Source organism: Streptomyces albireticuli, assembly GCF_002192455.1.
Classification (GTDB): Bacteria; Actinomycetota; Actinomycetes; order Streptomycetales; family Streptomycetaceae; genus Streptomyces; species Streptomyces albireticuli_B.
In genome coordinates, this window is the sequence record NZ_CP021744.1 from 4,013,397 (window position 1) to 4,036,896 (window position 23,500).

Consider the following 23,500-nt stretch of genomic DNA (forward strand, 5'->3'; position numbering starts at 1 on the left):
CACTTGTCGCTGCGGGGCATGAGCTGTCTGGGTGCTCAGCAGTTAAGTTACGCTGCGCGAGGGCAGCCATGCAGTCGTTTCGGACGCTGAAAGTGGTGGTACTGTGCGCGTTTCCTTGATCCAGCTGGCGGTCGACCCGGCCGAGCCGGCCGACGCCCGCCGCGCCCGCGCCGCCCACCTCGTCCGCGAACAGCACGCCGGCGACCTCGTCGTGCTGCCCGAGCTGTGGCACATCGGCGCCTTCGCCTACGAGTCCTTCACCCGCGACGCCGAGACCGTCGCCGGCCCCACGGCCCGTGCCATGGCCGAGGCCGCGTGCGACGCCGGCGTCTGGCTGCACGCGGGCTCGATCGCCGAGCGCCCCGAGCCCGGCGGCCCGGTCTTCAACACCTCGCTCATCTTCTCCCCGGCCGGCGAACTCGTCCGCACCTACCGCAAGATCCACCGCTTCGGCTTCGACCAGGGCGAGGCCGTCCTGATGTCCGCCGGCACCGAGGTCGTCACCGTCCCGCTGCCGGAGACCACGCTCGGCCTGGCCACCTGCTACGACCTCCGCTTCCCCGAGCTCTTCCGCGCCCTCGTCGACGCCGGGGCCCAGACCCTCGTCGTCCCCGCCGGCTGGCCCGAGCGCCGCCGTGAGCACTGGACGCTGCTCGCCAGGGCCCGCGCCGTCGAGAACCAGTCCTACGTCCTCGCGTGCGGCACCGCCGGCACCCACGCGGGCGTGCCGCAGGCCGGGCACAGCCTCGTCGTCGACCCCTGGGGCGCGGTCCTCGCCGAGGCGGGCCACGGCGAGGAGGTCCTCACCGTGGACCTCGACATGGCGAAGGTGGCGAAGACCCGTGAGGAGTTCCCGGCCCTCAAGGACCGAGTGCTGGGCCGATAGATCCACGTGGTGGACAGGGGAATGCCCGGGCCGGACCCGGTGTTCCAATGGACCATGGCATCCCGAGCACGCGTGCGCGCCCCCGAACTGATCGGCAAGGGCGGCTGGCTGAACACCGGCGACACCGAGATCACCCTCGCTGACCTGCGAGGGCGGATCGTCATCCTCGACTTCTGGACCTTCTGCTGTGTGAACTGTCTGCACGTCCTGGACGAGCTGCGGGAGCTGGAGGAGAAGCACCGCGACACCGTCGTGATCATCGGTGTGCACTCCCCGAAGTTCGTCCACGAGGCCGAGCACCAGGCCGTCGTCGACGCCGTCGAGCGCTACGGCGTCCACCACCCCGTCCTCGACGACCCCGAGCTCGCCACCTGGAAGCAGTACGCCGTACGCGCCTGGCCCACGCTCGTCGTCATCGACCCCGAGGGTTACATCGTCGCCCAGCACGCCGGCGAGGGCCACGCCCACGCCCTGGCCGCGCTCGTCGCGGAGCTGGAGGCCACCCACGAGGCCAAGGGCACCCTCCGGCGCGGCGACGGCCCCTACGTGGCGCCCGAGCCCGAGGCCACCGACCTGCGCTTCCCCGGCAAGGCGCTGCCCCTGCCCGGCGGCGGCTTCCTCGTCTCCGACTCCACCCGCCACCAGCTGGTGGAGCTCGCCGCCGACGGCGAGACCGTCGTCCGCCGGATCGGCAGCGGCGAGCGCGGCTTCGGCCCCGACGCCTTCAGCGAGCCGCAGGGCCTCGCGGCGCTCCCCGACGGCACGGTGGCCGTCGCCGACACCGTCAACCACGCCCTGCGCGCCTACGACCCGGCCACCGGCGCCGTCACCACCCTCGCCGGCACCGGACGCCAGTGGATGCAGGGCCGTCCCACCAGCGGCCCCGCCCTCGACGTCGACCTCTCCTCCCCCTGGGACGTGGCCTGGTTCGCCGGCCGCCTCTGGATCGCCATGGCCGGCGTCCACCAGCTGTGGACGTACGACCCGGAGACCGGCACCGTCGAGGTCGCCGCCGGCACCACCAACGAGGGCCTGGTCGACGGCCCGGCCGGCGAGGCCTGGTTCGCCCAGCCGTCCGGGCTGGCGGCCACCGAGGACCGGCTGTGGATCGCCGACTCCGAGACCAGCGCCCTGCGCTACGTCGAGCGGGACGGCGAGGGCTTCGCCGTGCGCACCGCCGTCGGCACCGGCCTCTTCGACTTCGGGCACCGCGACGGCGCCGCCGATCAGGCGCTCCTCCAGCACCCGCTCGGCGTCACGGCCCTGCCCGACGGCTCGGTGGCGGTCTCCGACACCTACAACCACGCCCTGCGCCGCTACGACCCGGCCACCGGCGAGGTGACCACCCTCGCGACGGACCTGCGCGAGCCCTCGGACGCCGTGCTGGACGGCGACGACATCGTCGTCGTCGAGTCCGCCCGGCACCGGCTCACCCGGCTGCGCCTGCCGGAGGAGGCCGTACGCGTCGAGTCCGTCGCCCACCGCACGCAGCGCGCCGCGACCGACATCGCGCCGGGCCGGCTCCGCCTCGACGTCATCTTCCAGGCTCCGGCGGGCCAGAAGCTCGACACCCGCTACGGGCCGTCGACGCGCCTCCTGGTCAGCTCGACCCCGCCGGAGCTCCTCGCGGAGGGCTCGGGGGCCGGCACGGACCTCGGACGCGACCTGGTCCTCGCGGACGGGGTGACGTCCGGCGTGCTGCACGTCTCGGCGATGGCGGCGTCGTGCGACGACGACCCGGAGAACGAGTACCCCGCGTGCCACATGCATCAGCAGGACTGGGGGGTGCCGGTCCGGGTGGTCGCCGGCGGGGCGGAGCGGCTGCCGCTGGTCCTGGCGGGGCTGGACGCGTAACGGGCGCCGGGCGGGGGCTCTTCCCGGCCCCTGCCCTCCCCGTACGTCCTCGAACGCCGGGCGGGCCGCTTCCGCGGCCCGCCCGGCGTTCGAGGAAACCTCATCGCGTGAACCGGTGGTCCTCCTCGACCACCGTCGCCGCCGGGGGCGGCGGCTGGGTGCGGCGGCGTTTGAAGACGCTCACGTACGCCGAGGTGCCGATGACCCCGACGATCATCAGGATCAGGCCCACCAGGTGGACGTTCATCCCGTCCACGCGCCAGTCCACGGCGAAGGTGAGGATCGCGCCGATCCCGATCAGACCGATGCACCAGCCCATGCCCATGATGACCGCCTCCGTTGCCCTTGGTCCCGCTGGTCCGACGTGGTCGTTCCGGTCGTCCTCCGGGCGGGTACCCCGGACCGGGGCGGCCAATCAGCGGGCGGGCGTCACCACTTGAGCGCGGGCGCCGAGGCGTCCTGCCAGTAGGTGACGCGCGCGGAGTCGTCGACGGCGAGCGTGCCCCCGGGCAGGGGGACCGGGATCTGCCCGCCGACGCTGCCGCCGCCGTCGGCGCCCTGGAAGGAGACGGCGAGCTTGCGCGCCTTGCGGCTGTTGCCACCCGACCCGTCGGCCGCGGCGGCCAGCACCCCGGCGTAGGCCGACTTGCCGGGCGCCAGGGTGACGACGGACTGCGGCCTGCTCTCCTCGACGACGCCCGCCGTGGCCTGGTCGGCGTCGAAGCGGAGGAAGGGGAAGCCGTGTGCGACGCAGGGGGCCTTGGAGGTGTTGGTGGCCACCAGGAGCAGGTGGTTCACGGGCGACGGGACGGCCTTGGCCGCCACCTTGACGGTGTCGGAGGTACAGGCGGCCTTGCCGTCCTTGCCGACCTTGGCCGCCTCGTTCTGCCCGTACTGCCCGTCCGCGCCGTCCCGCCCGTCCTGGGTGCCGCCCTGGTCCGTCTCCTCCAGCTCGGAGGTGTCTGCCTTCCCGCTGGTCCTGGCGCCCGAACCGTCGCCGCCGCCGCAGGCGGTCAGGGTCAGGGCCGCCGCGGCGGTGAACGCCGCGGCGACGAGCCGGAGGCTGCGGGTACGAGTCATGCTGGTTCCCCCGATGGGACGTCACTGGCGGTACCGGGCGGCACCCGTGGCACGGGCAATACGGAATACGGCAGGGATCATTCCGCACCTTGCCGCCGAACGGCTAACGTTCCGGTGACGTTAGTCCTTCGGTTCGGTCCGACAGGTCCGGCCCGCCCGAACAGGCCCGATCAGGCCGGAAGAGGCCCGGGCAGGCCGGAACAGGCCAGGGGCCGGGGGTCAGCCCTCCAGGAACGCCGTCAGCGCCGCCGCCAGCAGGAACGGGTCGTCCGCCCCGCAGAGCTCGCGGGCGGAGTGCATGGAGAGGCAGGCGAGGCCGATGTCGATGGTGGCGATGCCGTGCCGCGCGGCGGTGATGGGACCGATGGTGGTGCCGCAGGGCATCGCGTTGTGCGAGACGAAGTGCTGCCACGGCACGCCCGCCCGCTCGCACGCGGCGGCGAACACCGCGCGTCCGGCGCCGTCCGTCGCGTACCGCTGATTGACGTTGACCTTCAGGATGGGACCGCCGTTGGGCAGCGGGTGGTGCCCCGGCTCGTGGTGCTCGGAGTAGTTGGGGTGCACCGCGTGGCCCATGTCCGAGGAGAGGCAGACGGTGCCGGCGAGGGCGCGGGCCTTGTCCTCGTACGTACCGCCGCGGGCGAAGACGGACCGTTCCAGCACGTTGCCCAGGAGCGGGCCCTCCGCGCCGGTGTCCGACTGGCTGCCGTTCTCCTCGTGGTCGAACGCGGCGAGCACCGGGATGTACGACAGCTCGCCGCCGACGGCGGCCGTGAGCGCGGCCGTACCTGCGTGCACGGACAGCAGGTTGTCCAGGCGCGGCGCGGCGAGGAGCTCCTGGTCGCGGCCGAGGTAGGCGGGTGCCTCGACGCTGTGCACCATGAGGTCCCAGCCGGTGATGTCGTCGGCGGCCACACCCGCCTCCTCCGCCACGAAGCGGATCAGGTCGCCCTCGCGCGGCTTCCCGAGGCCCCAAATCGGGGTCATGTGGCGCTGCTTGTCGAGCTTCAGGCCCTCGTTGACGCCGCGGTCGAGGTGGATGGCGAGCTGCGGCACGCGCAGCAGCGGGCGGTCGGCGTTCACCAGGTGGTCGCTGCCGTCGCGCAGGGTGATACGGCCGGAGAGGCCCAGGTCGCGGTCGAGCCAGGTGTTGAGCAGCGTGCCGCCGTAGAGCTCCACGGCGACCTGGCGCCAGCCGTGCGCGCCGGTGTCGGGCAGCGGCTTGACGCGCAGGTTCGGCGAGTCGGTGTGGGCACCGATGATGCGGAAGGGCGTGGCGGCGGTGGCGCCCTCGGGGACGTACCAGGCGATGATCGCGCCGCCGCGGGTGAGGTACTTGCCACCGGCCGACGCGTCCCAGGCGTCGGTCTCGGCGATCCGGCGGAAGCCCGCCTTCTCCAGCCGGGCGGCGGTGCTGGCCACCGCGTGGTACGGCGAGGGGCTGGCGGCGAGGAAGGTCATCAGGTCGTCGGTGTGGCCGCGGTCGAAGCGGTGCGCAGGGCTCATGGCCTCAGGATAAGGACAGAGGGCCTGCTCTTCCGGGTGGAAGAGCAGGCCCTTTGCCCGGTCCGGTGCTTTTAGAACACCGACTCGTCAAGCTCCATCAGGGAGTTGTCGACGGCCTCGGCGAGACCGCGCTCGACGGAGACGGCCGGCAGGATGTTCGCGGCGAAGAACTTCGCGGCGGCGATCTTGCCCTCGTAGAAGGACTTGTCCTTGGCGGAGGTGCCGGCGGCGAGCTTCTCGGCGGCGACGGCCGCGCCGCGCAGCAGCAGGTAGCCGACGACGACGTCGCCGGAGACCATCAGCAGGCGGGTGGTGTTCAGGCCGACCTTGTAGATGTTCTTGACGTCCTCGCCGGTGGCGGTGAGGTCGGCGATCATCTTGCCGACGATCGCCTCCAGGTCCACGGCGGCCTTGGCGAGCGAGCCGCGCGCGGCGGCCAGGTCCTCGCCGCCGGCCTCGGAGGCGAGGAACTTCTTGATCTCCTCGGCCAGGGTGTTCAGGGACGCGCCCTGGTCGCGGACGATCTTCCGGAAGAAGAAGTCCTGGCCCTGGATCGCGGTCGTGCCCTCGTAGAGGGTGTCGATCTTCGCGTCCCGGATGTACTGCTCGATCGGGTACTCCTGGAGGTACCCGGAGCCGCCGAAGGTCTGGAGCGACTGGGCGAGCTGCGCGTAGGAGGTCTCGGAGCCGTAGCCCTTGACGATCGGCAGCAGCAGGTCGTTGAGGCCGTGCAGCGCCTTGGTGTCCTCGCCCGCGTGCTCCTTGACCAGGATGTCGTCCTGGACGGCGGCGGTGTGCAGGACGAGGGCGCGCATGCCCTCCGCGTACGCCTTCTGCGTCATCAGCGAGCGGCGGACGTCGGGGTGGTGGGTGATGGTGACCTTGGGCGCGGTCTTGTCCATGAAGTTCGCCAGGTCCGGGCCCTGCACGCGCTCCTTGGCGTACTCCAGCGCGTTGAGGTAGCCGGTGGAGAGGGTGGCGATGGCCTTCGTGCCGACCATCATCCGGGCGAACTCGATGATCATGAACATCTGGCGGATGCCGTCGTGCTTCTCGCCGATGAGCCAGCCCTTGGCGGGGTGCTTGTCGCCGAAGGTCATCTCGCAGGTGTTGGACGCCTTGAGGCCCATCTTGTGCTCGACGTTGGTGGCGTAGACGCCGTTGCGCTCGCCCAGCTCGCCGGTCTCGAAGTCGAACTCGTACTTCGGGACGAGGAAGAGCGACAGGCCCTTGGTGCCCGGGCCGTGGCCCTCGGGGCGGGCGAGGACGTAGTGGAGGATGTTCTCCGCCATGTCGTGCTCACCGGAGGTGATGAAGCGCTTCACGCCCTCGATGTGCCAGGAGCCGTCCTCCTGCTTGATCGCCTTGGCGCGGCCGGCGCCGACGTCCGAACCGGCGTCCGGCTCGGTCAGGACCATGGTGGAGCCCCACTGCTTCTCCACCGCGACCTTGGCGATGTGCTTCTGCTGCTCGGTGCCCTCGGCGAAGAGCACGCCCGCGAACGCGGGGCCGGAGGAGTACATCCAGACGGCCGGGTTGGCGCCCAGGATCGTCTCCGCGAAGCCCCAGAGGAGGGAGCGCGGCGCGGTCGTGCCGCCGATCTCCTCCGGGATGCCGAGGCGCCACCACTCGGCGTCCATGTACGCCTGGTAGCTCTTCTTGAAGGTGTCCGGGATCGGCGCGGTGTTGGTCTCCGGGTCGAAGACCGGCGGGTTGCGGTCGGTGTCCGCGTAGGACTCCGCGAGCTCGTTCTCCGAGAGGCGGGTGATCTCCGACAGGATGTCCTTGGCGGTGTCGACGTCCATCTCCGCGAACGGGCCGGAGCCGTACAGCTTGTCGCGGCCGAGCACCTCGAAGAGGTTGAACTCGATGTCGCGGAGATTCGACTTGTAGTGGCCCATGACAACGGCTCCGTAAGGCTGGGAGGTAGACCTCAAAATACGTACCGGGCAGTAATTTCCATGATGCTACCCGTCGGTAATAAGACGCAACCCCTGATCGCCCAACTGTGACCAGGCTCAAGCGGGGGCCTCGCTCGTACGTATGTACGTATTCGCTGCTTCCGGGGAACGCGTGGTCCATGGGCACTCTGCCGGCGGCATCGGTGCCGGTCTGGTTGAACCGGAGCGAGCACGAGCGGGCTCATGCGGCATGTCACGCTTCGGCGCTGCTGTGGAACCTGCTGGTGGGCTGGGTGCGTGCGGAGTGGGAGGCCGGCCGGTCGCCGGGGCGTGAGGGGGTGGCCGATCACGAAGAAGCGGCTCCGGCCGGTACGCGGGTGGTGGTGCGGCTGGTTGTCGGGGACGTGCGGGGGATCGAACGGGGCACCAGGAAAAGACGTCACGCATCACGTTCCACCCGTAGACAACTCTCCCAGTGGGAGCGGGGGACTCAGGAGCGTCAGCTCGCCTACAAGACCGGGCTCATGATTCGGCACATCTGTGAGGCGTACTCCTCACAGACATGCCCGTACTGCCTGACGCGCCGTAAGGTGCGCGGCCGTTCCTACGTGTGTGTGAACAAGGACTGCGGCTCGGTGCTCCACCGGGACGCGGTGGGCGGGGTGAACATTCACACCCTTGCCGTCAACGACGGGACGATCGTCCCGGTCCCACCCGAAGTGGTGATTCGGGTGAAGTATCTACGGGCCCAACCCGGCTGGTCGGTCGGCCAGCGGGAACGCCACTGACCACGATGACGGTGTCGTCACCTCACGGGGTGTCGGCCGGGTGTTCGCCCGGGCCGCCGACGGGTCCGGGTGAAGACGGAAGCTCCGACCTTCATGTCGGGGAGGTTCACTGAGTACGCTTTGGCTCATGTACGGCTACGACCAGAACGCGGGCGCTCAGGGTTACGCGCCGCCGCAGCAGCCCAACGGCTACGGCGAGCAGCCGCTCTACCCGGAGCCGTCCCCGCCGTCGCTCGCCGACGCGGTACGGGCCTTCACCACGGGATCGATGTCCGCCGAGGACTTCCAGGTGATCTTCTCGACCTCGAAGGTCTACTGCCCGCGCGGTGACAACCCCGGCTTCCTCGCGCTGCACAACACCCAGCACCCGGTGATCCCGATGTTCACGTCGCTCAAGGAGCTGCGGCGGTACGCGGGCAAGGAGTCCAAGTACTTCGTGATCACCGGCGCCGAGGTCATCGACCTCCTGCCGACGGGCTACGGCTTCGTCCTGGACATGGAGGGCGACCACCGCATGGTCTTCGACGCCAAGGCCGTCGAGCAGATGGTCGACTTCGCCATGCGGCGGATGTACGGCTGACCGCCGCGCGGGCGCCGTCAGGCGCGGGTGCCCGCCGCCCGGGCGTAGAGCCTCGCCACGTGGTCGCCGAAGTAGGCGCTGTACGAGTCCCGCTCGTCGCCGCCCTCGTCGTGGCCGCCCAGCACGCCGGTGAGCGTGCCCAGGCCCGTCGCCGGGTCGACGTCCGTGAGGAACGGGCCGCCGCTCGTGCCGTTGGGCAGGCCCTGGCAGGGGAAGCGGAGCTGGGTCCGGCCGAAGCGCTCCGTGCTGTTCTGGCAGGCCAGCGGGCGCTCGTCGCCCACGGGGTAGCCGATCACCCGCGTCGGCCGGTCCGGGTCGGGTGAGAAGCGGATCCGCTCGGCGCCCGTGACCTTCTCCACGGGGGTGTCGTCGCCGATCCTGCGCACCCGCAGGAACGCCACGTCGTGATCCGGGTTCCGGTCCTCCGCCCATTCCGGAGAGATGTCCACGGAGGTGGGCACCCACACCCCGTACGGCGCCTCGCCGTCCCGGTAGCCCGGTGCGAAGGCCAGGTCCGTGCGGAAGCCGCCCTGGTACACGCAGTGCGCCGCGGTGACCACCAGGTCGCCCCGGGGGCTGTGCACGACGCTGGCGGTGCAGCCGTGGCCGGGTCTGCCCTGACCGGTGTAGAACAGCGGGCCCACGGCCGGGGACGGGTCGGTGGCGGCCGCCTCCAGCGGGTCCGAGGGCGGCAGCGGCGCGGTCCGGGCCGCGCGGTCGGCGGGCGTCGCGGGCGCCCGGGAGCCGCCCTCGCGCACGACCGTCCGCATCGCCTCGGCGGCCTGGTCGCCCAGCTCCCTGGGTGCCGTGTAGTGGCCGGAGGCGGCGCCGTCGGCGAGCGGCGCGTCCGTCGCCAGGCCCCGGTCGGCCACCAGGAAGGCCACGGCGGCCAGGCCCAGGACCACCACCGCGACGAGGGCGGCGAGGGCTATGGGGCCTGTCCGGGGGCTTCCGCCGGCTTTCACGCGCATTGATCCAGTGTCCATGGTGGGTCGGGAGTCCGGCGCGGCGGCCGGGCGGGCCCCGGCGAGGGCGGGTGAGCTGCGGGAATGCGGCGGCCCTTGCAGGTTGTTCATTCTTCAACTAACTTGAAGGTGTAACGAACCCAGGAGGTTGTCATGCCGGCCGTGACCGTCGAGAACCCGCTGACCCTGCCGCGCGTCACCGCTCCGGCGGACGGCAGGCAGCGCCCCGTGCTGCACGTGGGCACCGCCCCGTCGGGCTTCGAGGGCGAGGGATTCCCCGTCCGCAGGGCGTTCGCGGGGATCAACTACAAGTACCTCGACCCGTTCATCATGATGGACCAGATGGGTGAGGTGGAGTACGCGCCGGGCGAGCCCAAGGGCACCCCCTGGCACCCGCACCGCGGCTTCGAGACCGTCACGTACATCATCGACGGGGTCATGAACCACCGGGACTCGCACGGCGGTGGCGGCACCATCACCGACGGCGACACCCAGTGGATGACCGCCGGCTCCGGCCTCCTGCACATCGAGGCCCCGCCGGAGGAGCTCGTCATGGCCGGCGGCCTCTTCCACGGCCTCCAGCTGTGGGTGAACCTGCCCAAGCGGGACAAGATGATGGCCCCGCGCTACCAGGACATCGGCAGCGGCCAGGTCAGGCTGCTGACCTCCGGCGACGGCGGCGCGCTGCTGCGCCTGATCGCGGGCGACCTGGACGGGCACGAGGGCCCGGGGATCACCCACACGCCCATCACGATGCTGCACATCACCCTGAACCCGGGCGCCGAGCTCACGCTCCCCTGGCGGCCGGAGTTCAACGCCCTCGCCTACGGGCTCGCCGGGCGCGGCTTCGCGGGCACCGAGAAGCGGCCCTTCCGGACCGGGCAGACGGTGGTCTTCGGCAACGGCGACTCGCTCACCCTGCGGGCCGACGAGACGCAGGAGTCCCGGAGCCCGAACTTCGAGGTCGTCCTCCTCGGCGGGCAGCCGATCCGGGAGCCGATGATGCACTACGGGCCGTTCGTGATGAACACCCACGCCGAGCTCGCGCAGGCCTTCGAGGACTTCCAGGCCGGGCGGCTCGGGACGATCCCGGCGGACGCGGCCTGAGCCCGCGGCCTCCGGGCCACGGCGCCCTCGGTGCCGGGCGGACCTAGACGGTCCGCTCGGGGGCCGGGGGCGCTTCGGTGACCGGCTGCACGGACGCCGCGCCGTCCGATTCGTACAGCTCGAACCAGATGTTCTTGCCCTCGCCCCGCGGGTCCACCCCCCACGCCCCGGCCAGCAGCTCCATCAGCACCAGGCCCCGGCCCGACGAGGCCATCTCACCGGGGTGCCGCCGGTGCGGCAGCTCGTCGCTGGCGTCGGCCACGTCGACGCGCACCCGGCGCTCGCCGGGCGCGCCGGATATCTCCGCGACCAGCAGCGCGTCGCCGTCCGTGTGCACGAGCACGTTGGTGACCATCTCGGAGACCATCAGGACCGCCGAGTCGAGCTGGTCCTCGTCCGGCCAGTCGTACATCAGGTGGCGTATCTGCTGCCGGGCCTCCGCGATCCGCTCGGGCTCGGCCTGGGCGATGGTCAGGGCCGTGCGGCGGACCGGGCGGACCGGGGCCTCCGGGGCGCCCACCGCCGTCGAGGCGGTCACCTGGCGGCAGAGCAGCAGCAGGGCGATGTCGTCCTCGCGCCGGTCGACGAGCGGGCCGGTGGTGTAGTGCGAGGGCGGGCCGTGGACGGCCTGGACGAGGGCGTCGGCCAGCTTCTCCAGGTTCCCGCCGCCGGTGTCCAGGGGGAAGCCCTCGACGACCTCGCGCAGCCGGGTCCAGCCGGTCTCCAGGTCGTGGCCGCCGGTCTCGATCAGGCCGTCCGTGCAGACCAGCATCGTCTCGCCGGGCTCCAGGACGAGCCGGGTGGTGGGGTAGTCGGTGTCCGGGTCGATGCCCAGCGGCAGGCCGCCCGCGGTCGCCCGGACGAGCAGGGTGCCGTCGCTCAGCCGGATCGCGGGGTCGGGGTGGCCCGCGCGGGCGATCACCAGGACCCCGCTGGTCGGGCAGACCTCGATGTAGAGGCAGGTCGCGAAGCGCGGGTCCACGTCCTCCGGCCCGGTGCCGTTGACGCCGGCCAGGAAGCGGGAGGCGCGGGAGAGGACCGCGTCCGGGTGGTGGCCCTCGGAGGCGTACGCGCGCAGGGCGATCCGCAGCTGGCCCATGAGCCCGGCCGCCCGTACGTCGTGGCCCTGGACGTCCCCGATGACCAGGGCTGTCTTCCCGGAGGGCAGCGGGATCATGTCGTACCAGTCGCCGCCGACCTGGAGGCCGCCGCCGGTCGGCACATAGCGCGCCGCCACCGACATCCCGTTGATGTCGGGCTGCACCGTGGGCATCATCGAGCGCTGGAGCCCCACGGAGAGCTCGCGCTCCGACTCGTGCACGCTCGCCCGGCTCAGCGCCTGGGCGAGCATCCGGGCCACGGTGGTCAGCACCGAGCGCTCGTCGGGGGTGAAGGCGACGGGCAGGCTGAAGCCGGCCATCCAGGCGCCGATGGTCTGCCCCGCGTTGATCAGCGGCAGGAAGGCCCAGGAGCGCCGGCCGAAGCGCTCGACCATGGGCCACAGCTGCGGGAAGCGGCGCTCGTACTCCTCGGGTGAGGGGATGTAGACCGCGCGGCCGGTGCGGATGACCTCGGCGGCCGGGTAGGCCGTGTGCAGCGGCATGTCCAGGAAGGGCTCCATGTCACCGGGGCCGTAGCCGTGGTGCCCGATGAGGATCACCCGGTTGGCCTCGGTGCCGAAGACGGCCAGCGCGGAGGGCTCGAAGCCCGGCATCGAGAGGCCGGCGGCGACCCGCAGCACCTCGGAGGTGGAGCGGGCCTCGGCGAGCGCCCGGCCCGCGTCCAGCAGAAACGCTTCTCTGTTGCGGCGCCAGTCGCCCGTGACGGGGGTGCGGACGGCGGAGGTGCCCGGCTGCGCGGCGGGGACCTCTTCGAGGGTGCCCACCAGGAGGTAGTCGGCGCCGCCCCGGACCGGCCTGGAGCGGCTGCGCACGGTCCGCAGCACCCGGCCCTCGTCGTCGACGACCCGCAGCCGGGCCTCGGCGAGGGTGTTCTCGGTGACGGCCAGATTGATGATGCCCATGATCTCGACCCAGTCCACGGCGTGGAACCGGGCGCGGGCGGCCGACTCGGTCAGCTCCACGCGCTCCGCCGGGAGGCCCAGGAGCCGCGCGGCCTCGGCGTCGAAGGTGGCGATGCGCGAGGCGTTGTCCCAGTGCCACAGTCCCGTCGCTACGGCGGCAAGTACGTCCTCGGTGCGCATTGCCCCACTTTATGCGGGTATGCCGGATAGATACCACCGATGCCGTCCGCGGCAGTAGGTAGGCTTGCACACGCGCTGCTGCGACGCTAACCCGGCGCCCCTCCAGCGCGAGACGCCTCGATCAGCGAGTTCGGCCCACGACCTCGAACACACCTCGACCACGACTTGGATGAACGATGCATCGGTACCGGTCCCACACCTGCGGCGAGCTCCGTGCGGCTGACGTCGACACCGACGTGCGACTGAGTGGCTGGCTGCACAATCGGCGCGACCTGGGCGGCATCCTCTTCATCGATCTCCGCGACCACCACGGCCTGGTCCAGCTGGTCGCCCGCCCCGGCACCGCCGCCAACGAGGCCCTGAGCCACCTCACCAAGGAGACCGTCGTCCGCGTGGACGGCAAGGTCACCGGCCGCGGCGCGGACAACGTCAACCCCGACCTGCCCACCGGCGAGATCGAGGTCGAGGTCACCGAGGTGGAGGTGCTGGGCTCCGCCGAGCAGATCCCCTTCACCATCAACGCCGACGACGGCGTCAACGAGGAGCGGCGCCTGGAGTACCGCTTCCTCGACCTGCGCCGCGAGCGCATGCACCGCAACATCATGCTGCGCTCGGCCGTCATCGCGTCGATGCGGCAGAAGATGACGGCGCTCGGCTTCAACGAGATGGCCACCCCGATCCTGTCCGCCACCTCCCCCGAGGGCGCGCGCGACTTCCTGGTGCCGTCCCGTCTGCACGCCGGCAAGTTCTACGCCCTGCCGCAGGCCCCGCAGCAGTTCAAGCAGCTGCTGATGATCGCGGGCTTCGACCGCTACTTCCAGATCGCGCCCTGCTTCCGCGACGAGGACGCCCGCGCGGACCGCTCGCCGGGCGAGTTCTACCAGCTCGACGTCGAGATGTCCTTCGTCGAGCAGGAGGACGTCTTCCAGGTCATCGAGAAGGTCATGACCGACCTCTTCGAGGAGTTCGGCAACGGCCGCCACGTCACCTCGCCGTTCCCGCGGATCCCGTTCCGCGAGGCCATGCTGAAGTACGGCTCCGACAAGCCGGACCTGCGCGCCAAGCTGGAGCTCGTCGACGTCTCCGACGTCTTCGCCGGCTCGGAGTTCAAGGCCTTCGCGGGCAAGCACGTCCGCGCCCTGGCCGTCCCGGCCACCGGTGACCAGCCGCGCAAGTTCTTCGACGGCCTCGGCGACTACGCCGTCGAGCAGGGCGCGAAGGGCCTGGCCTGGGTCCGCGTGGGCGAGGAGCTGGCGCTGACCGGCCCGATCGCCAAGTTCCTCACCGAGGAGAACGTCAAGGCCCTCGCCGAGCGCCTGGGCCTGGAGCCCGGCCACGCGATCTTCTTCGGCGCGGGCGAGTTCGACGAGGTCTCCAAGATCATGGGCGCCGTGCGCGTCGAGGCCGCCAAGCGCGCCGGCCAGTTCGAGGAGGACGTCTTCCGCTTCTGCTGGATCGTCGACTTCCCGATGTTCGAGAAGAACGAGGACACCGGCCAGATCGAGTTCTCGCACAACCCGTTCTCCATGCCGCAGGGCGGCCTGGAGGCGCTGAACACGATGGACCCGCTGGACATCCTCGCCTGGCAGTACGACATCGTCTGCAACGGCACCGAGCTGTCCTCCGGTGCCATCCGTAACCACGAGCCCGAGGTGATGTACCGCGCCTTCGAGATCGCCGGTTACAGCAACGAGGAGGTCGAGAAGGAGTTCGGCGGCATGCTGCGCGCCTTCAAGTTCGGCGCCCCGCCGCACGGCGGCATCGCCCCGGGCGTCGACCGCATCGTGATGCTGCTGGCCGACGAGCCGAACATCCGCGAGACCATCGCCTTCCCGCTCAACGGCAACGCCCAGGACCTGCTGATGGGCGCCCCGAGCGAGGTCGACGAGTCCCGGCTGAAGGAGCTCCACCTGTCGCTGCGCAAGGCGCCGCAGGCCAAGCCCGCCCAGTAAGGCGTACGTACGCGCGAGGGCCCGGAACCGCCGATATGGTTCCGGGCCCTCGCGCGTACGCGGCCGTCACATCAGTGCCGTCACCAGCGGCAGCCTGGGGCAGCAGCCCGCCGCGGCGTGCACGGCGCGCGCCAGCCGCCCCTGGGTGAGCCGGCGGTTCCACAGCACGGACCGCACCCCGTACTCCGCGACCGCCATCAGCTCCGTCTCGCCGAGCTCCTCCGCGACCAGCACCACCGGTGCCCCGCCGTCCCGGGCCCGCCGGCGCAGCTCGGCCGCGGCGGCGGCGTCGTCCGCCCCCATCAGCACGACCTCGACGTCCCCCGGCCCGCGCACCACGCGCACCTCGGGCAGCTCGCGGAGCCTGCGGACGAAGCGGGCCCGGCTGAGCTCGTCGGTGGCGTGGACGCTCACGGTGATGCGCTTTACGAACACTGCTCTTCCTCGTTCCCCGTCTTCCCCCGTGACTCGAACGTGTTCCAGCCTGCCGGGACGGCTTCAACGAACGATTGCCGATCGATCAACGCGCATAAACGAGGGCCCGGAACCGAAAGGTCCCGGGCCCTCGTCGTGTGCCGGGCGTCCGCCCGGCGGGTGTCTCACACGGTCACGCGGCCTCGTCGCCGCCGCCGAAGCGCTCGCGGTAGGACTCCAGGTCCTCCTCGGTGATCTTCGCGAAGAGCACCGGGGGGACGCTGAACGGCGTACCGGCCGGGACGAAGGACAGCGAGCGGGCCTCGTCCGCCGTGACCCACGTCCGGGTGTCGTCGGCGAGGTCGAACGCCAGGCGCAGGGCCGACGCCGACTGCGGGATGAACGGCTCCGAGATCACCGCGTACAGGTGGATCAGGTTCATCGCCGTGCGCAGCGTGAGGGCCGCGGCGTCCGGGTCGGTCTTGATCTCCAGCCAGGGGGCCTTGGCCTCCAGGTAGGAGTTGCCCGCGCTCCACAGGGCGCGCAGGGCCTGCGCCGCCTTGCGGAACTGCATGGCCTCCATGTGCTCCTCGTACTCCTGGAGCAGCTGGGCGATCTCGCGGCCCAGGGCGGCCTCGGCCTCGCCCGCCTCGGCGCCGGCCGGGACCTGCTCGCCGAAGCGCTTCTTCGAGAAGGACAGGACGCGGTTGACGAAGTTGCCCAGGACGTCGGCGAGGTCCTTGTTCACGGTGGCCGAGAACAGCTCCCAGGTGAACGAGGTGTCGTCCGACTCGGGGGCGTTGGCCATCATGAAGTAGCGCCAGTAGTCGGCGGGCAGCAGCTCCAGGGCGTCGTGCGTGAAGACGCCGCGCTTCTGGGAGGTGGAGAACTTGCCGCCGTAGTAGTTCAGCCAGTTGAAGGCCTTGACGTAGTCGACCTTCTTCCAGGGCTCGCGGGTGCCGAGCTGGGTGGCGGGGAACATCACCGTGTGGAACGGGACGTTGTCCTTGCCCATGAACTGGGTGTAGCGGACGTCCGTCGCCTCGTACCACCAGGACTTCCAGTCGCGGTTCTCCGGGTCCTGGGCCGCCCACTCCTTCGTCGCGCCGATGTACTCGACCGGGGCGTCGAACCAGACGTAGAAGACCTTGCCCTCGGCGGCCAGCTCCGGCCAGGTGTCGGCCGGGACGGGGACGCCCCAGTCCAGGTCACGGGTGATCGCGCGGTCGTTCAGGCCCTCGGTCAGCCACTTGCGGGCGATCGAGGAGGCCAGGACGGGCCAGTCCTTGCCGTGCTCGTCGATCCAGGCCTCGACCTCGCCCTGGAGCTTCGACTGGAGGAGGAAGAGGTGCGTGGTCTCGCGGACCTCCAGCTCGCTGCTGCCGCTGATCGCCGAGCGGGCGTCGATCAGGTCCGTGGGGTCGAGGACGCGGGTGCAGTTCTCGCACTGGTCGCCGCGGGCCTTGTCGTAGCCGCAGTGCGGGCAGGTGCCGACGATGTAGCGGTCGGGCAGGAAGCGGCCGTCGGCCAGGGAGTAGACCTGGCGGATCGAGCGCTCCTCGATGAACCCGTTCTCCTGGAGCCGGCGGGCGAAGTGCTGGGTGATCTCCCGGTTCTCCGGCGAGGAGCTGCGGCCGAAGTAGTCGAAGGAGAGGGCGAAGCCGTCGTAGATCGCCTTCTGGGCGTCGTGCTGCTTGGCGCAGAACTCGGCCACGGGCAGGCCGAGCTCCTTGGCGCCCAGCTCGGCCGGGGTGCCGTGCTCGTCGGTGGCGCAGATGTAGAGCGTCTCGCGGCCGGTCTGGCGGAGGTACCTGGCGTACACGTCCGCCGGGAGCATGGACCCCACCATGTTGCCCAGGTGCTTGATCCCGTTGATGTACGGAAGGGCGCTGGTGATGAGGTGTCGAGCCATTTCCGGCTGCTCCCTGGTCGCGGTGTACAGAGGTCTTTAGCGTATCCGAGCGCCGGCCCTGTGCTGCGCTGTCGGCTGGGCAGCGAAGGGCGCCGGCGCCCGGGTGTCCGCGGCCGGGTGACGGTCCGGTGGTCAGGTGCGGTGCGCGGTGGGGGGCGGTTCGGCCATCCACGCGCGCCAGGGCCTGGTGATCACCTCCCGGTAGGTGTGGTGCGAGGGGTTCCGGCCCGCGTGCCGGAAGGTCCAGCCCTGTGCGTGCGTCAGGTCCTCGACGACGGCGGAACTCTCCTCGCAGACCGCGCACTGCATGGCGTACGTGATCGGCTCCGCGTCCGGCTCCCGGTCGGGCTGGAGGGTCCAGGTGCCGAACAGGAACACCGTGCGCGCGGTCAAAGCCCCCACCTGCTCTCGGCGTTCAGCCGGGCCACGCGGGCGCGCAGGGTCTCGGCCTCGGACGCGGGGCGGGCGTACTCGGGAGGGCAGTCCCACTCGACGCCGCCTTGGGGAGGGCGGAGCTGGAGCCGTCCGGCGTGCCGGTCCATGACCTGCCCGAGCCGGTCGGTGCGGGTGTCGACGGCGTAGCTGACCGGGCCCGCGTGACCGGGCGGCGGGGGAGTGGGGGCAGGGAGCGCGGGGGGGTTTTCTTTGCTCACACTCTTACGATGCCCACTGAGACGGGGCCTGATCGGTGACCGTGCGGGTACGCAGGGTGACGTTGTTCAGGGTGTGGTCACGTGGCGTCGCAGGGACCGGTGTGCCCACCCGGGGAGTGCCGGTACACCCAGGGTGATCACGGCGTTGGCGGCGAATCCGGCCGCCGCGGAGGGGTGGCCGAGCGGCTCGGCGGCGAAGGACGGCAGGGTGTTGACCATCGGTGCGGCACCGCCCGTGGTCAGTACGTGCTTTCGCCCCCAGTCCGCGCGTCCGGGCCGGCGCGGGAGCAGCGTACCGGGCGTGGCCGGCGAGCCGCGCCGGATCGTCGGCGGGCCGGTGGGCCGGACGGCGGGCCGAGCCGGTCCCTGCCCTGCTCCGCGGCGATTCGGAACGGCTGGATCCGGCCCGGCACCGGCCGGTTCGGCGTGGTCGACCCGGGGCGGGGCGGCTCCTAGGGTGAGCAGCCGCCGGAACAGTCGGTGTTCCGTCGCCGTCCCGCTTCGAGGAGGGTCCATGAGCGTCGGCACCACGTCCGCGTATCTGCTCAGGAACGAGAAGACCGGGCTCTATCTGACCGTGAAGGACGCCAGCAAGGACGCCCCGGCGGCGATCGTCCAGGAGAAGCTCCACGACTGGCCGCTGCGGGCGAGTCAGGCGTGGCGGCTGGAGCCCGGCCAGGGCGGCAAGGACACGTACCGCATCCAGAACCAGCACAGCGGACGGTACTTACAGGCCCGGCGCTACAGCAGGGAGGCCGGGGCGCCCGTGGTCCAGGAGCACCTGGAGGAGAACAGCCCGGCGTACCGGAGCCAGACCTGGCTGCTCACCAACATGGACCTGCACCGCTTCTCGAACGTCCACAGCGGGCTGTGGCTGAACGCCCGGAGCGACGCCCCGGCCGAGGGCGTCGTGATCGACCAGTGGCACGAGCGCACGGACGCGGGCAGGGCCGCCCAGCAGTGGCACTTCGAGCCGGTCGAGCCGCGTGGCGCGAAGAGGACCTTCGACGCGCTGGCCGGGCTGGTCGTGGAGCCGGACCCGGGCGGTCTGGTCACTGCGGTGACCAGCGTCTTCAAGTCGACCCTGGAGGCCACCGGCGGGGTGTTCGGCACTGTGTCGAAGTGGGTGCCGGGGATCGACCGGACGCCGTACATACGCTTCGACGGCTTCCGGGGCGACGAGGTCGTGCGGTTCTCGCAGCGGAACCGGGTCGAGGGCGGGCCGCGGAAGATCGCCGAGCAGTTCCCGCACCTGCCGAAGGAGTTCCACGACGGCTTCGACTTCGTCACCACCACACCGAGGGGCCGGTTCCACCCCTACCTGGGGGTGAAGGGCGACCTCGCGGTCGAGTTCTCCGAGCGGGGCTCCAGAGACGTGCCGCTCGGGCTCTACTTCCCCGAGGAGGAGCTGGGCCGGACCGGCCGGCCGCTGAAGGCGGTGGGCGCGGCCCCGGACGGCTCGCGCTATCTGGTGTTCGGTGAGAAGGGCACGGCGACCGTCGACGTGCCGGACGGGCGGTACGGGCGTGAGGTGCGCGAGCTCGTCCTGGAGCATGTGCCCGAGGACTTCCGGAGCCCGGACACGATCGCCTCGGCCGCCGTCGGCGACGAGATGCACTACTTCGCCACGAAGGGCGACCAGTACCTCGTCTTCACCTTCCGCGAGGTGATCCAGGGGCCGGCGAAGATCCTCGGTGCGTACCCCTTCCTGCTGGGCCTCTGGTCGTAGCGAGCCGTAGCGAGACGCAGCGGCCGTAGCGGCCGTTCCGCGAGTGCGTGTGTACCCAGGTGGCGGGAGGTGCCCTCCCGCCACTCCCGCCACCCGGGTTCCCCTCCCCCTCCGTGGTCTCGCGCCCCGGCGTCCGGAAGTCACTCCGGAATCCGTAGCGTGATCCTACGGCTACCCAGCGTAGCCAGTCGGTGGGCCGTCCGTCACGGCGGGGAAGGGGCGCGCTGGGGCGTTCCCGGGCGCGGGTGGCGTGGAGGGCGGGCGGCGGCGCCCCGCCCTCCGGGGGGCCCGCCGTCGCAGAGCCGTCGCGCGAGCCTCGGGTGGTCGCCATGGCGGCCGCCGGGGCGGCCTCGGGCGGTCGCCGCGCCGGCCTCGCACAGCCGCCCCGTAGTCGCCGCATAGTCGCCGTATAAGGAGACATTTGCGAAACATCTCCTCCTGTACACCCTCATCCTGGAAGGGGGCGCACCGAAGGAGAGGGACGACGTCATGCGGATACTGGTGGCCGAGGACGAGGAGACGCTGGCCGAGATCGTGGCCACCGGCCTCCGCCGGGCCGGTTTCGCCGTGGACACCGTCTACAGCGGCGACGCCGCGATCGCCTACCTCTCCCTCCACGACTACGACGTCGTCGTCCTCGACCGCGACCTGCCCCGGGTGCACGGCGACGACGTCGCCCGGCACCTCGTCGGCACCGGCTCCCGCACCCGGATCCTGATGCTCACCGCCGCCGGCAGCATGGAGGACCGGGTCGCGGGCCTCGACCTCGGGGCGGACGACTATCTGCCCAAGCCCTTCGAGTTCCCCGAGCTGGTCTCGCGCGTACGGGCGCTCCGGCGGCGCAGCGCGCGCCCCGCGCCGCCGCTCCTGGAGCGGGACGGCGTCCGGCTGGACACCGTGCGGCGGACGGCCGAGCGGGACGGCCGGGCGCTGGAGCTCTCGCCCAAGGAGTTCTCGCTGCTCCAGATCCTGCTGGAGGCCGAGGGCGCGGTCGTCAGCGCCGAGGAACTGCTGGAGCGGGCCTGGGACGCGCACGCCGACCCGTTCACGGGCGCGGTGCGCGTCGCCATGAGCAAGCTGCGCGGCAAGCTCGGCGAGCCGCCGCTGATCCGTACCGTGCAGGGCGTCGGGTACGCCCTGTGAGCCCGCTCCGGCTGCTCGCCCCCACGGCCGCCCGGACGCGGATCGCCGTCGCCTTCGGCGCGGTCTTCGTCGTCCTGGGCGGGCTGCTGCTGCTCACCGTCAACCTCCTCTCGCGGGCCGGGACGCGCGAGCGGGCGGGGACCATCGCGCGGCTGGCGGTGCCGGTGCGGCGGACGGAGTCCGCGGGGCCGCTGCTGCCGTCGGACACCCGGGAGGCCACCGTCTCCACGGTCTACCGCGTCTCCGGTGACGTCAGCGCGGCCGCCTCCCGCGAGCTGGTGCTCTGGTCCGGGGTGGCGCTGCTGGTCACCGCGCTGCTCGCGGTGGGCGTCGGCTGGTGGATCGCCGGCCGGGCGCTGCGGCCGGTGCACGCGGCGTTCGACAGCCAGCGCCGCTTCGTCTCCAACGCCTCGCACGAGCTGCGGACCCCGCTGGCCACCCAGCGGGCGGCGATCCAGGTGGGCCTGGACGGCGACCCCTCACCGGCCGAGCTGGCCCGGACCAGGGAGGTCCTGCTCGCCGCGAACCGCCGCTCGGAGCGGCTCATCGACGGGCTGCTGGCGCTGGCCCGCAGCGAGCGCGGGCTGGAGCGGCGGGACCCGGTCGACCTGGCCGAGGTGGTCGAGGAGGAGGTGGCGGCCGTCGCGGGCCGCGCCGGGCGGCAGGAGGTCCGGATCGACGTGGCGGCGGGGCCGGCGCCGCTGCGGGGCAACCGGGTGCTGCTCGCCCAGCTGACCGGCAATCTGCTGCGCAACGCCGTCGAGTACAACCACCGGGGCGGCACCGTCGAGGTCCGGGTCGAACCGGGCCGGCTCTCCGTGCGCAACACCGGCCCGGTGGTCGCGGCGGCGGACGTGGACGGCCTCTTCGAGCCGTTCCGCCGGGGGCGTGGCCGGGAACGGACGGGGGGCGCGGGGGCGGGGCTGGGGTTGTCGATCGTGCGGTCGATCGCGCGGGCGCACGGGGGGTGGTGCGGGCTGTGCCGGCGGTGGGGGGTGGGCTGCGGGTGACGGTGGAGCTGCCGGCGCCGTGAGCGGGGCGAGCCGGTGGGGGGCGCTGCGCGGGGCCTTGTCCCCGCCCCGCCCCTTCCCGTAACCGGGGGCTTCGCCCCCGGGCCCCCGTTCCGCGCTGACGCGCGGTGTCCTCAAGCGCCGGACGGGCTGATTTTCAGCCCGCCCGGCAACCCGCCCCGGCGGATCAGTCGCGCACGATCCCCGCCGCCCGCGCCTCCGTCAGCCAGTCCGGGAACTCCACCATCAGTTCCTTGTACAGACGCGCGTCCCCGAGCGCCCGCGGATCCCGTCCCGCGTGGAAGAAGCCCGCGTTGTCCACGACCCTCTTCTCCGGCACCGGCAGGTCGTCCAGCTTCCGCAGGAAGTCGAAGCCCTTGCCCTCCGGGTCGCCGAAGCCGACGAACTGCCAGAAGATCGGCAGCTCCGCGGCCTGGCAGAGCGCGCGCTCGGCCGCGGGCTTGCTGTACGGCCCGCCGTCGGTCTGGAAGACGACGAACGCGGGGTCGGTGGCACCCGACTTCCGGTAGTGCTCGATCACCGCCTCCATCGCCCAGTGGTAGTTGGTGCGGCCCATGTGCCCCATGCCGGCGTGCAGTTCCTCGATGCGGCCCGCGTAGTCGGTGAGGCTCAGCTCGGCGACGCCGTCGACGTCGGTGGAGAAGAAGACGACGGGCACGGTGCCGTCGTCGTCGAGGTTCGCCGACAGGCCGAGGACCTGCTCGGCGAGGTGCTGCACGGTGCCGTTCCTGTAGTACTCGCGCATCGAACCCGAGCGGTCGAGGACCAGGTAGACGGCCGCCCGCTGCCCGGCCAGCCCCTGCTTCTCCAGGGAGACCTTGGCCTCCTTGTAGAGGCTGACGAGCGCGGGCGCGGTCCGCTCCAGCTTCTCCAGGCTCACCGCCGGGGCCTGCTCGCGCGGCGGCATCGCGGGGGACGGCTCCGGCGTGGGGCCGGGCACGGGCTCCGGGCGGGGCGGCGCGGGGCGCGGGGTGGGCTCGGGCTCCGGCAGCGGCTCGGGGTGCGGCGCGGGCACCGGGTCCGGCTCGGGGACGGGCTTGGGGGCCGGCATCGGGGTCGGCGAGGGCTCCGGCTGGGGCAGCGGGTCCGGGTGGGGCACCGGGCCCGGCGTGGGGCCGAGCGGGCCGGGGTCGGGGACCGTGTCCGCGGCGGCCGGACGGGGCTGCGCGGGCACCGGCGCCCGGAGGGCCTCGGCCGGCTCGGCGGCGGCCGGGGCGACGGGCTCGGCGGCCGGCTCCGGCACGGCCCCCTCGGCGGAGGCCCGCGGCCGGGCGATGGCCGGCGCTCCGGCGGGTGCCGCGGGTGCCGTCACCCCGGCGGCCTCGTCCTCGTCCCGCCCGCCCGTGGGCGCCGGCTCCGCGGCCGGTGCCGGTACGGTCGCCGCGGTGCCGGCGGGCTCCTTCCCGGGGGCGGGTCCGGCAGCGGCCGGTTCCCCGCCGTCGACGTCGGCCTGACCCGCGTTCTGCTGGGGCAGGCCGGGTTCGTCGCGCTCGGCTGTCGCTGTCCTGGACCGGCCGAACGCGTTCCGCAGCAGACTCCGAATGCCCATGGGGAGAAGTCCTTCACATGTCTCGGGAGCTATGAAATGTCCGTAGTGCGGGGAAAAGTCCCGTGTCCGGACGGCTAGGTAAGGCTAGCTGTCGCACCCGCCCCAGCGTGCTCAGGACCCTCATAAGCCTTCCCCCGCAAACACCGTTGGGGGAAAGTCCCCGCCTCCACTCGCACCCGTGTGCCCCCGCGAGGGGATTTCTCCCTTCCTTCCGCCCTTTTCGGCGGTCTTTCCGCCCGCTCCCGCT

20 protein-coding genes and 1 pseudogene are annotated in these 23,500 nt (G+C 72.1%); 9 read left to right on the forward strand and 12 right to left on the reverse strand.

Translation table 11 applies throughout. The features are described from left to right. Window positions 1-103 precede the first annotated feature (103 nt). Together SMD11_RS17275 and SMD11_RS17280 are read left to right on the forward strand one after the other, a co-directional pair. On the forward strand, window positions 104-886 hold the full coding sequence (locus SMD11_RS17275) for a carbon-nitrogen family hydrolase (RefSeq protein WP_087927313.1): 783 nt from the start codon (window positions 104-106) through the stop codon (window positions 884-886). 54 nt (window positions 887-940) lie between these two features. Beyond that, window positions 941-2,740, forward strand: coding sequence for an NHL domain-containing thioredoxin family protein (locus tag SMD11_RS17280; RefSeq protein ID WP_087930566.1), 1,800 nt, complete (start codon window positions 941-943; stop codon window positions 2,738-2,740). A 100-nt stretch (window positions 2,741-2,840) separates the two neighbouring features. Here the strand turns inward: SMD11_RS17280 and SMD11_RS17285 are convergent, their stop codons facing one another. The 4 genes from SMD11_RS17285 to SMD11_RS17300 form a co-directional block, all read right to left on the reverse strand. After that, window positions 2,841-3,065 (reverse strand): DUF6458 family protein, encoded by a 225-nt coding sequence (locus SMD11_RS17285; protein ID WP_087927314.1) that lies wholly within the window; start codon window positions 3,063-3,065, stop codon window positions 2,841-2,843. A gap of 104 nt (window positions 3,066-3,169) precedes the next feature. After that, on the reverse strand, window positions 3,170-3,820 hold the full coding sequence (locus SMD11_RS17290; protein WP_087927315.1) for a DUF4232 domain-containing protein: 651 nt from the start codon (window positions 3,818-3,820) through the stop codon (window positions 3,170-3,172). A gap of 219 nt (window positions 3,821-4,039) precedes the next feature. Continuing rightward, window positions 4,040-5,326: a M18 family aminopeptidase gene (locus SMD11_RS17295; RefSeq protein ID WP_087927316.1), complete on the reverse strand. Its 1,287-nt coding sequence runs from the start codon at window positions 5,324-5,326 to the stop codon at window positions 4,040-4,042. 71 nt (window positions 5,327-5,397) lie between these two features. Next, window positions 5,398-7,227: an acyl-CoA dehydrogenase gene (locus tag SMD11_RS17300; protein ID WP_087927317.1), complete on the reverse strand. Its 1,830-nt coding sequence runs from the start codon at window positions 7,225-7,227 to the stop codon at window positions 5,398-5,400. A gap of 179 nt (window positions 7,228-7,406) precedes the next feature. Between SMD11_RS17300 and SMD11_RS17305 the strand changes: the two genes are divergently transcribed. Together SMD11_RS17305 and SMD11_RS17310 are read left to right on the forward strand one after the other, a co-directional pair. Next, complete coding sequence (locus SMD11_RS17305) at window positions 7,407-8,015, forward strand: zinc ribbon domain-containing protein (protein ID WP_087927318.1); 609 nt, start codon at window positions 7,407-7,409, stop codon at window positions 8,013-8,015. Between the two features lie 127 nt (window positions 8,016-8,142). Beyond that, complete coding sequence (locus SMD11_RS17310) at window positions 8,143-8,595, forward strand: SseB family protein (RefSeq protein WP_087927319.1); 453 nt, start codon at window positions 8,143-8,145, stop codon at window positions 8,593-8,595. A 17-nt stretch (window positions 8,596-8,612) separates the two neighbouring features. On the opposite strand, the gene SMD11_RS17315 is transcribed toward SMD11_RS17310, so the two are convergent. After that, window positions 8,613-9,566, reverse strand: a complete 954-nt coding sequence (locus tag SMD11_RS17315) for a trypsin-like serine peptidase (protein WP_087927320.1) — start codon at window positions 9,564-9,566, stop codon at window positions 8,613-8,615. A gap of 147 nt (window positions 9,567-9,713) precedes the next feature. On the opposite strand from SMD11_RS17315, the gene SMD11_RS17320 reads away from it, so the two are divergent. Beyond that, window positions 9,714-10,667, forward strand: coding sequence for a pirin family protein (locus SMD11_RS17320; protein ID WP_087927321.1), 954 nt, complete (start codon window positions 9,714-9,716; stop codon window positions 10,665-10,667). A gap of 43 nt (window positions 10,668-10,710) precedes the next feature. Here the strand turns inward: SMD11_RS17320 and SMD11_RS17325 are convergent, their stop codons facing one another. Then, the gene (locus tag SMD11_RS17325; protein ID WP_087927322.1) at window positions 10,711-12,870 is read right to left on the reverse strand and encodes an ATP-binding SpoIIE family protein phosphatase; all 2,160 of its coding nucleotides are present in this window, start codon (window positions 12,868-12,870) and stop codon (window positions 10,711-10,713) included. Window positions 12,871-13,046: 176 nt separating this feature from the next. On the opposite strand from SMD11_RS17325, the gene aspS reads away from it, so the two are divergent. Next, on the forward strand, window positions 13,047-14,822 hold the full coding sequence (aspS, locus tag SMD11_RS17330) for an aspartate--tRNA ligase (RefSeq protein WP_087927323.1): 1,776 nt from the start codon (window positions 13,047-13,049) through the stop codon (window positions 14,820-14,822). Window positions 14,823-14,888: 66 nt separating this feature from the next. Here the strand turns inward: aspS and SMD11_RS17335 are convergent, their stop codons facing one another. The 5 genes from SMD11_RS17335 to SMD11_RS35470 form a co-directional block, all read right to left on the reverse strand. Then, window positions 14,889-15,257, reverse strand: a complete 369-nt coding sequence (locus SMD11_RS17335; RefSeq protein ID WP_087927324.1) for a response regulator — start codon at window positions 15,255-15,257, stop codon at window positions 14,889-14,891. Between the two features lie 172 nt (window positions 15,258-15,429). Next, window positions 15,430-17,148 (reverse strand): methionine--tRNA ligase, encoded by a 1,719-nt coding sequence (gene metG, locus SMD11_RS17340; RefSeq protein ID WP_087927325.1) that lies wholly within the window; start codon window positions 17,146-17,148, stop codon window positions 15,430-15,432. Window positions 17,149-17,280: 132 nt separating this feature from the next. Next, complete coding sequence (locus SMD11_RS17345) at window positions 17,281-17,550, reverse strand: hypothetical protein (protein WP_087927326.1); 270 nt, start codon at window positions 17,548-17,550, stop codon at window positions 17,281-17,283. Further along, window positions 17,538-17,801, reverse strand: coding sequence for a hypothetical protein (locus tag SMD11_RS17350; RefSeq protein WP_087927327.1), 264 nt, complete (start codon window positions 17,799-17,801; stop codon window positions 17,538-17,540). Before SMD11_RS17350 ends, SMD11_RS17345 begins: the two co-directional genes overlap by 13 nt. Before the next feature lie 66 nt (window positions 17,802-17,867). After that, window positions 17,868-18,020, reverse strand: coding sequence for a hypothetical protein (locus SMD11_RS35470; protein ID WP_159395310.1), 153 nt, complete (start codon window positions 18,018-18,020; stop codon window positions 17,868-17,870). A 295-nt stretch (window positions 18,021-18,315) separates the two neighbouring features. On the opposite strand from SMD11_RS35470, the gene SMD11_RS17355 reads away from it, so the two are divergent. The 3 genes and pseudogenes from SMD11_RS17355 to SMD11_RS17365 all read left to right on the forward strand — a co-directional run bounded on the left by SMD11_RS17355 (window position 18,316) and on the right by SMD11_RS17365 (window position 21,706). After that, window positions 18,316-19,530: an RICIN domain-containing protein gene (locus tag SMD11_RS17355; RefSeq protein WP_087927328.1), complete on the forward strand. Its 1,215-nt coding sequence runs from the start codon at window positions 18,316-18,318 to the stop codon at window positions 19,528-19,530. A gap of 489 nt (window positions 19,531-20,019) precedes the next feature. After that, on the forward strand, window positions 20,020-20,673 hold the full coding sequence (locus SMD11_RS17360) for a response regulator transcription factor (protein WP_087927329.1): 654 nt from the start codon (window positions 20,020-20,022) through the stop codon (window positions 20,671-20,673). Next, window positions 20,670-21,706, forward strand: a pseudogene (locus tag SMD11_RS17365) (sensor histidine kinase). The gene SMD11_RS17360 and the pseudogene SMD11_RS17365 overlap by 4 nt, the downstream one beginning before the upstream one ends. A 164-nt stretch (window positions 21,707-21,870) precedes the next feature. Here SMD11_RS17365 and SMD11_RS17370 read toward each other — a convergent pair. After that, window positions 21,871-23,253 (reverse strand): VWA domain-containing protein, encoded by a 1,383-nt coding sequence (locus tag SMD11_RS17370; RefSeq protein WP_087927330.1) that lies wholly within the window; start codon window positions 23,251-23,253, stop codon window positions 21,871-21,873. Window positions 23,254-23,500 lie beyond the last annotated feature (247 nt).

What these genes read in the sequence shown, in the direction of transcription:
- SMD11_RS17280 (WP_087930566.1), top strand. Translation starts at nt 941, where the DNA reads ATGGCATCCCGAGCACGCGTGCGCGCCCCCGAACTGATCGGCAAGGGC.
- SMD11_RS17285 (WP_087927314.1), bottom strand. Translation starts at nt 3,065, where the DNA reads ATGGGCATGGGCTGGTGCATCGGTCTGATCGGGATCGGCGCGATCCTC.
- SMD11_RS17290 (WP_087927315.1), bottom strand. Translation starts at nt 3,820, where the DNA reads ATGACTCGTACCCGCAGCCTCCGGCTCGTCGCCGCGGCGTTCACCGCC.
- SMD11_RS17295 (WP_087927316.1), bottom strand. Translation starts at nt 5,326, where the DNA reads ATGAGCCCTGCGCACCGCTTCGACCGCGGCCACACCGACGACCTGATG.
- SMD11_RS17300 (WP_087927317.1), bottom strand. Translation starts at nt 7,227, where the DNA reads ATGGGCCACTACAAGTCGAATCTCCGCGACATCGAGTTCAACCTCTTC.
- SMD11_RS17305 (WP_087927318.1), top strand. Translation starts at nt 7,407, where the DNA reads ATGGGCACTCTGCCGGCGGCATCGGTGCCGGTCTGGTTGAACCGGAGC.
- SMD11_RS17310 (WP_087927319.1), top strand. Translation starts at nt 8,143, where the DNA reads ATGTACGGCTACGACCAGAACGCGGGCGCTCAGGGTTACGCGCCGCCG.
- SMD11_RS17315 (WP_087927320.1), bottom strand. Translation starts at nt 9,566, where the DNA reads ATGCGCGTGAAAGCCGGCGGAAGCCCCCGGACAGGCCCCATAGCCCTC.
- SMD11_RS17320 (WP_087927321.1), top strand. Translation starts at nt 9,714, where the DNA reads ATGCCGGCCGTGACCGTCGAGAACCCGCTGACCCTGCCGCGCGTCACC.
- SMD11_RS17325 (WP_087927322.1), bottom strand. Translation starts at nt 12,870, where the DNA reads ATGCGCACCGAGGACGTACTTGCCGCCGTAGCGACGGGACTGTGGCAC.
- aspS (WP_087927323.1), top strand. Translation starts at nt 13,047, where the DNA reads ATGCATCGGTACCGGTCCCACACCTGCGGCGAGCTCCGTGCGGCTGAC.
- metG (WP_087927325.1), bottom strand. Translation starts at nt 17,148, where the DNA reads ATGGCTCGACACCTCATCACCAGCGCCCTTCCGTACATCAACGGGATC.
- SMD11_RS35470 (WP_159395310.1), bottom strand. Translation starts at nt 18,020, where the DNA reads ATGGTCAACACCCTGCCGTCCTTCGCCGCCGAGCCGCTCGGCCACCCC.
- SMD11_RS17355 (WP_087927328.1), top strand. Translation starts at nt 18,316, where the DNA reads ATGAGCGTCGGCACCACGTCCGCGTATCTGCTCAGGAACGAGAAGACC.
- SMD11_RS17360 (WP_087927329.1), top strand. Translation starts at nt 20,020, where the DNA reads ATGCGGATACTGGTGGCCGAGGACGAGGAGACGCTGGCCGAGATCGTG.
- SMD11_RS17370 (WP_087927330.1), bottom strand. Translation starts at nt 23,253, where the DNA reads ATGGGCATTCGGAGTCTGCTGCGGAACGCGTTCGGCCGGTCCAGGACA.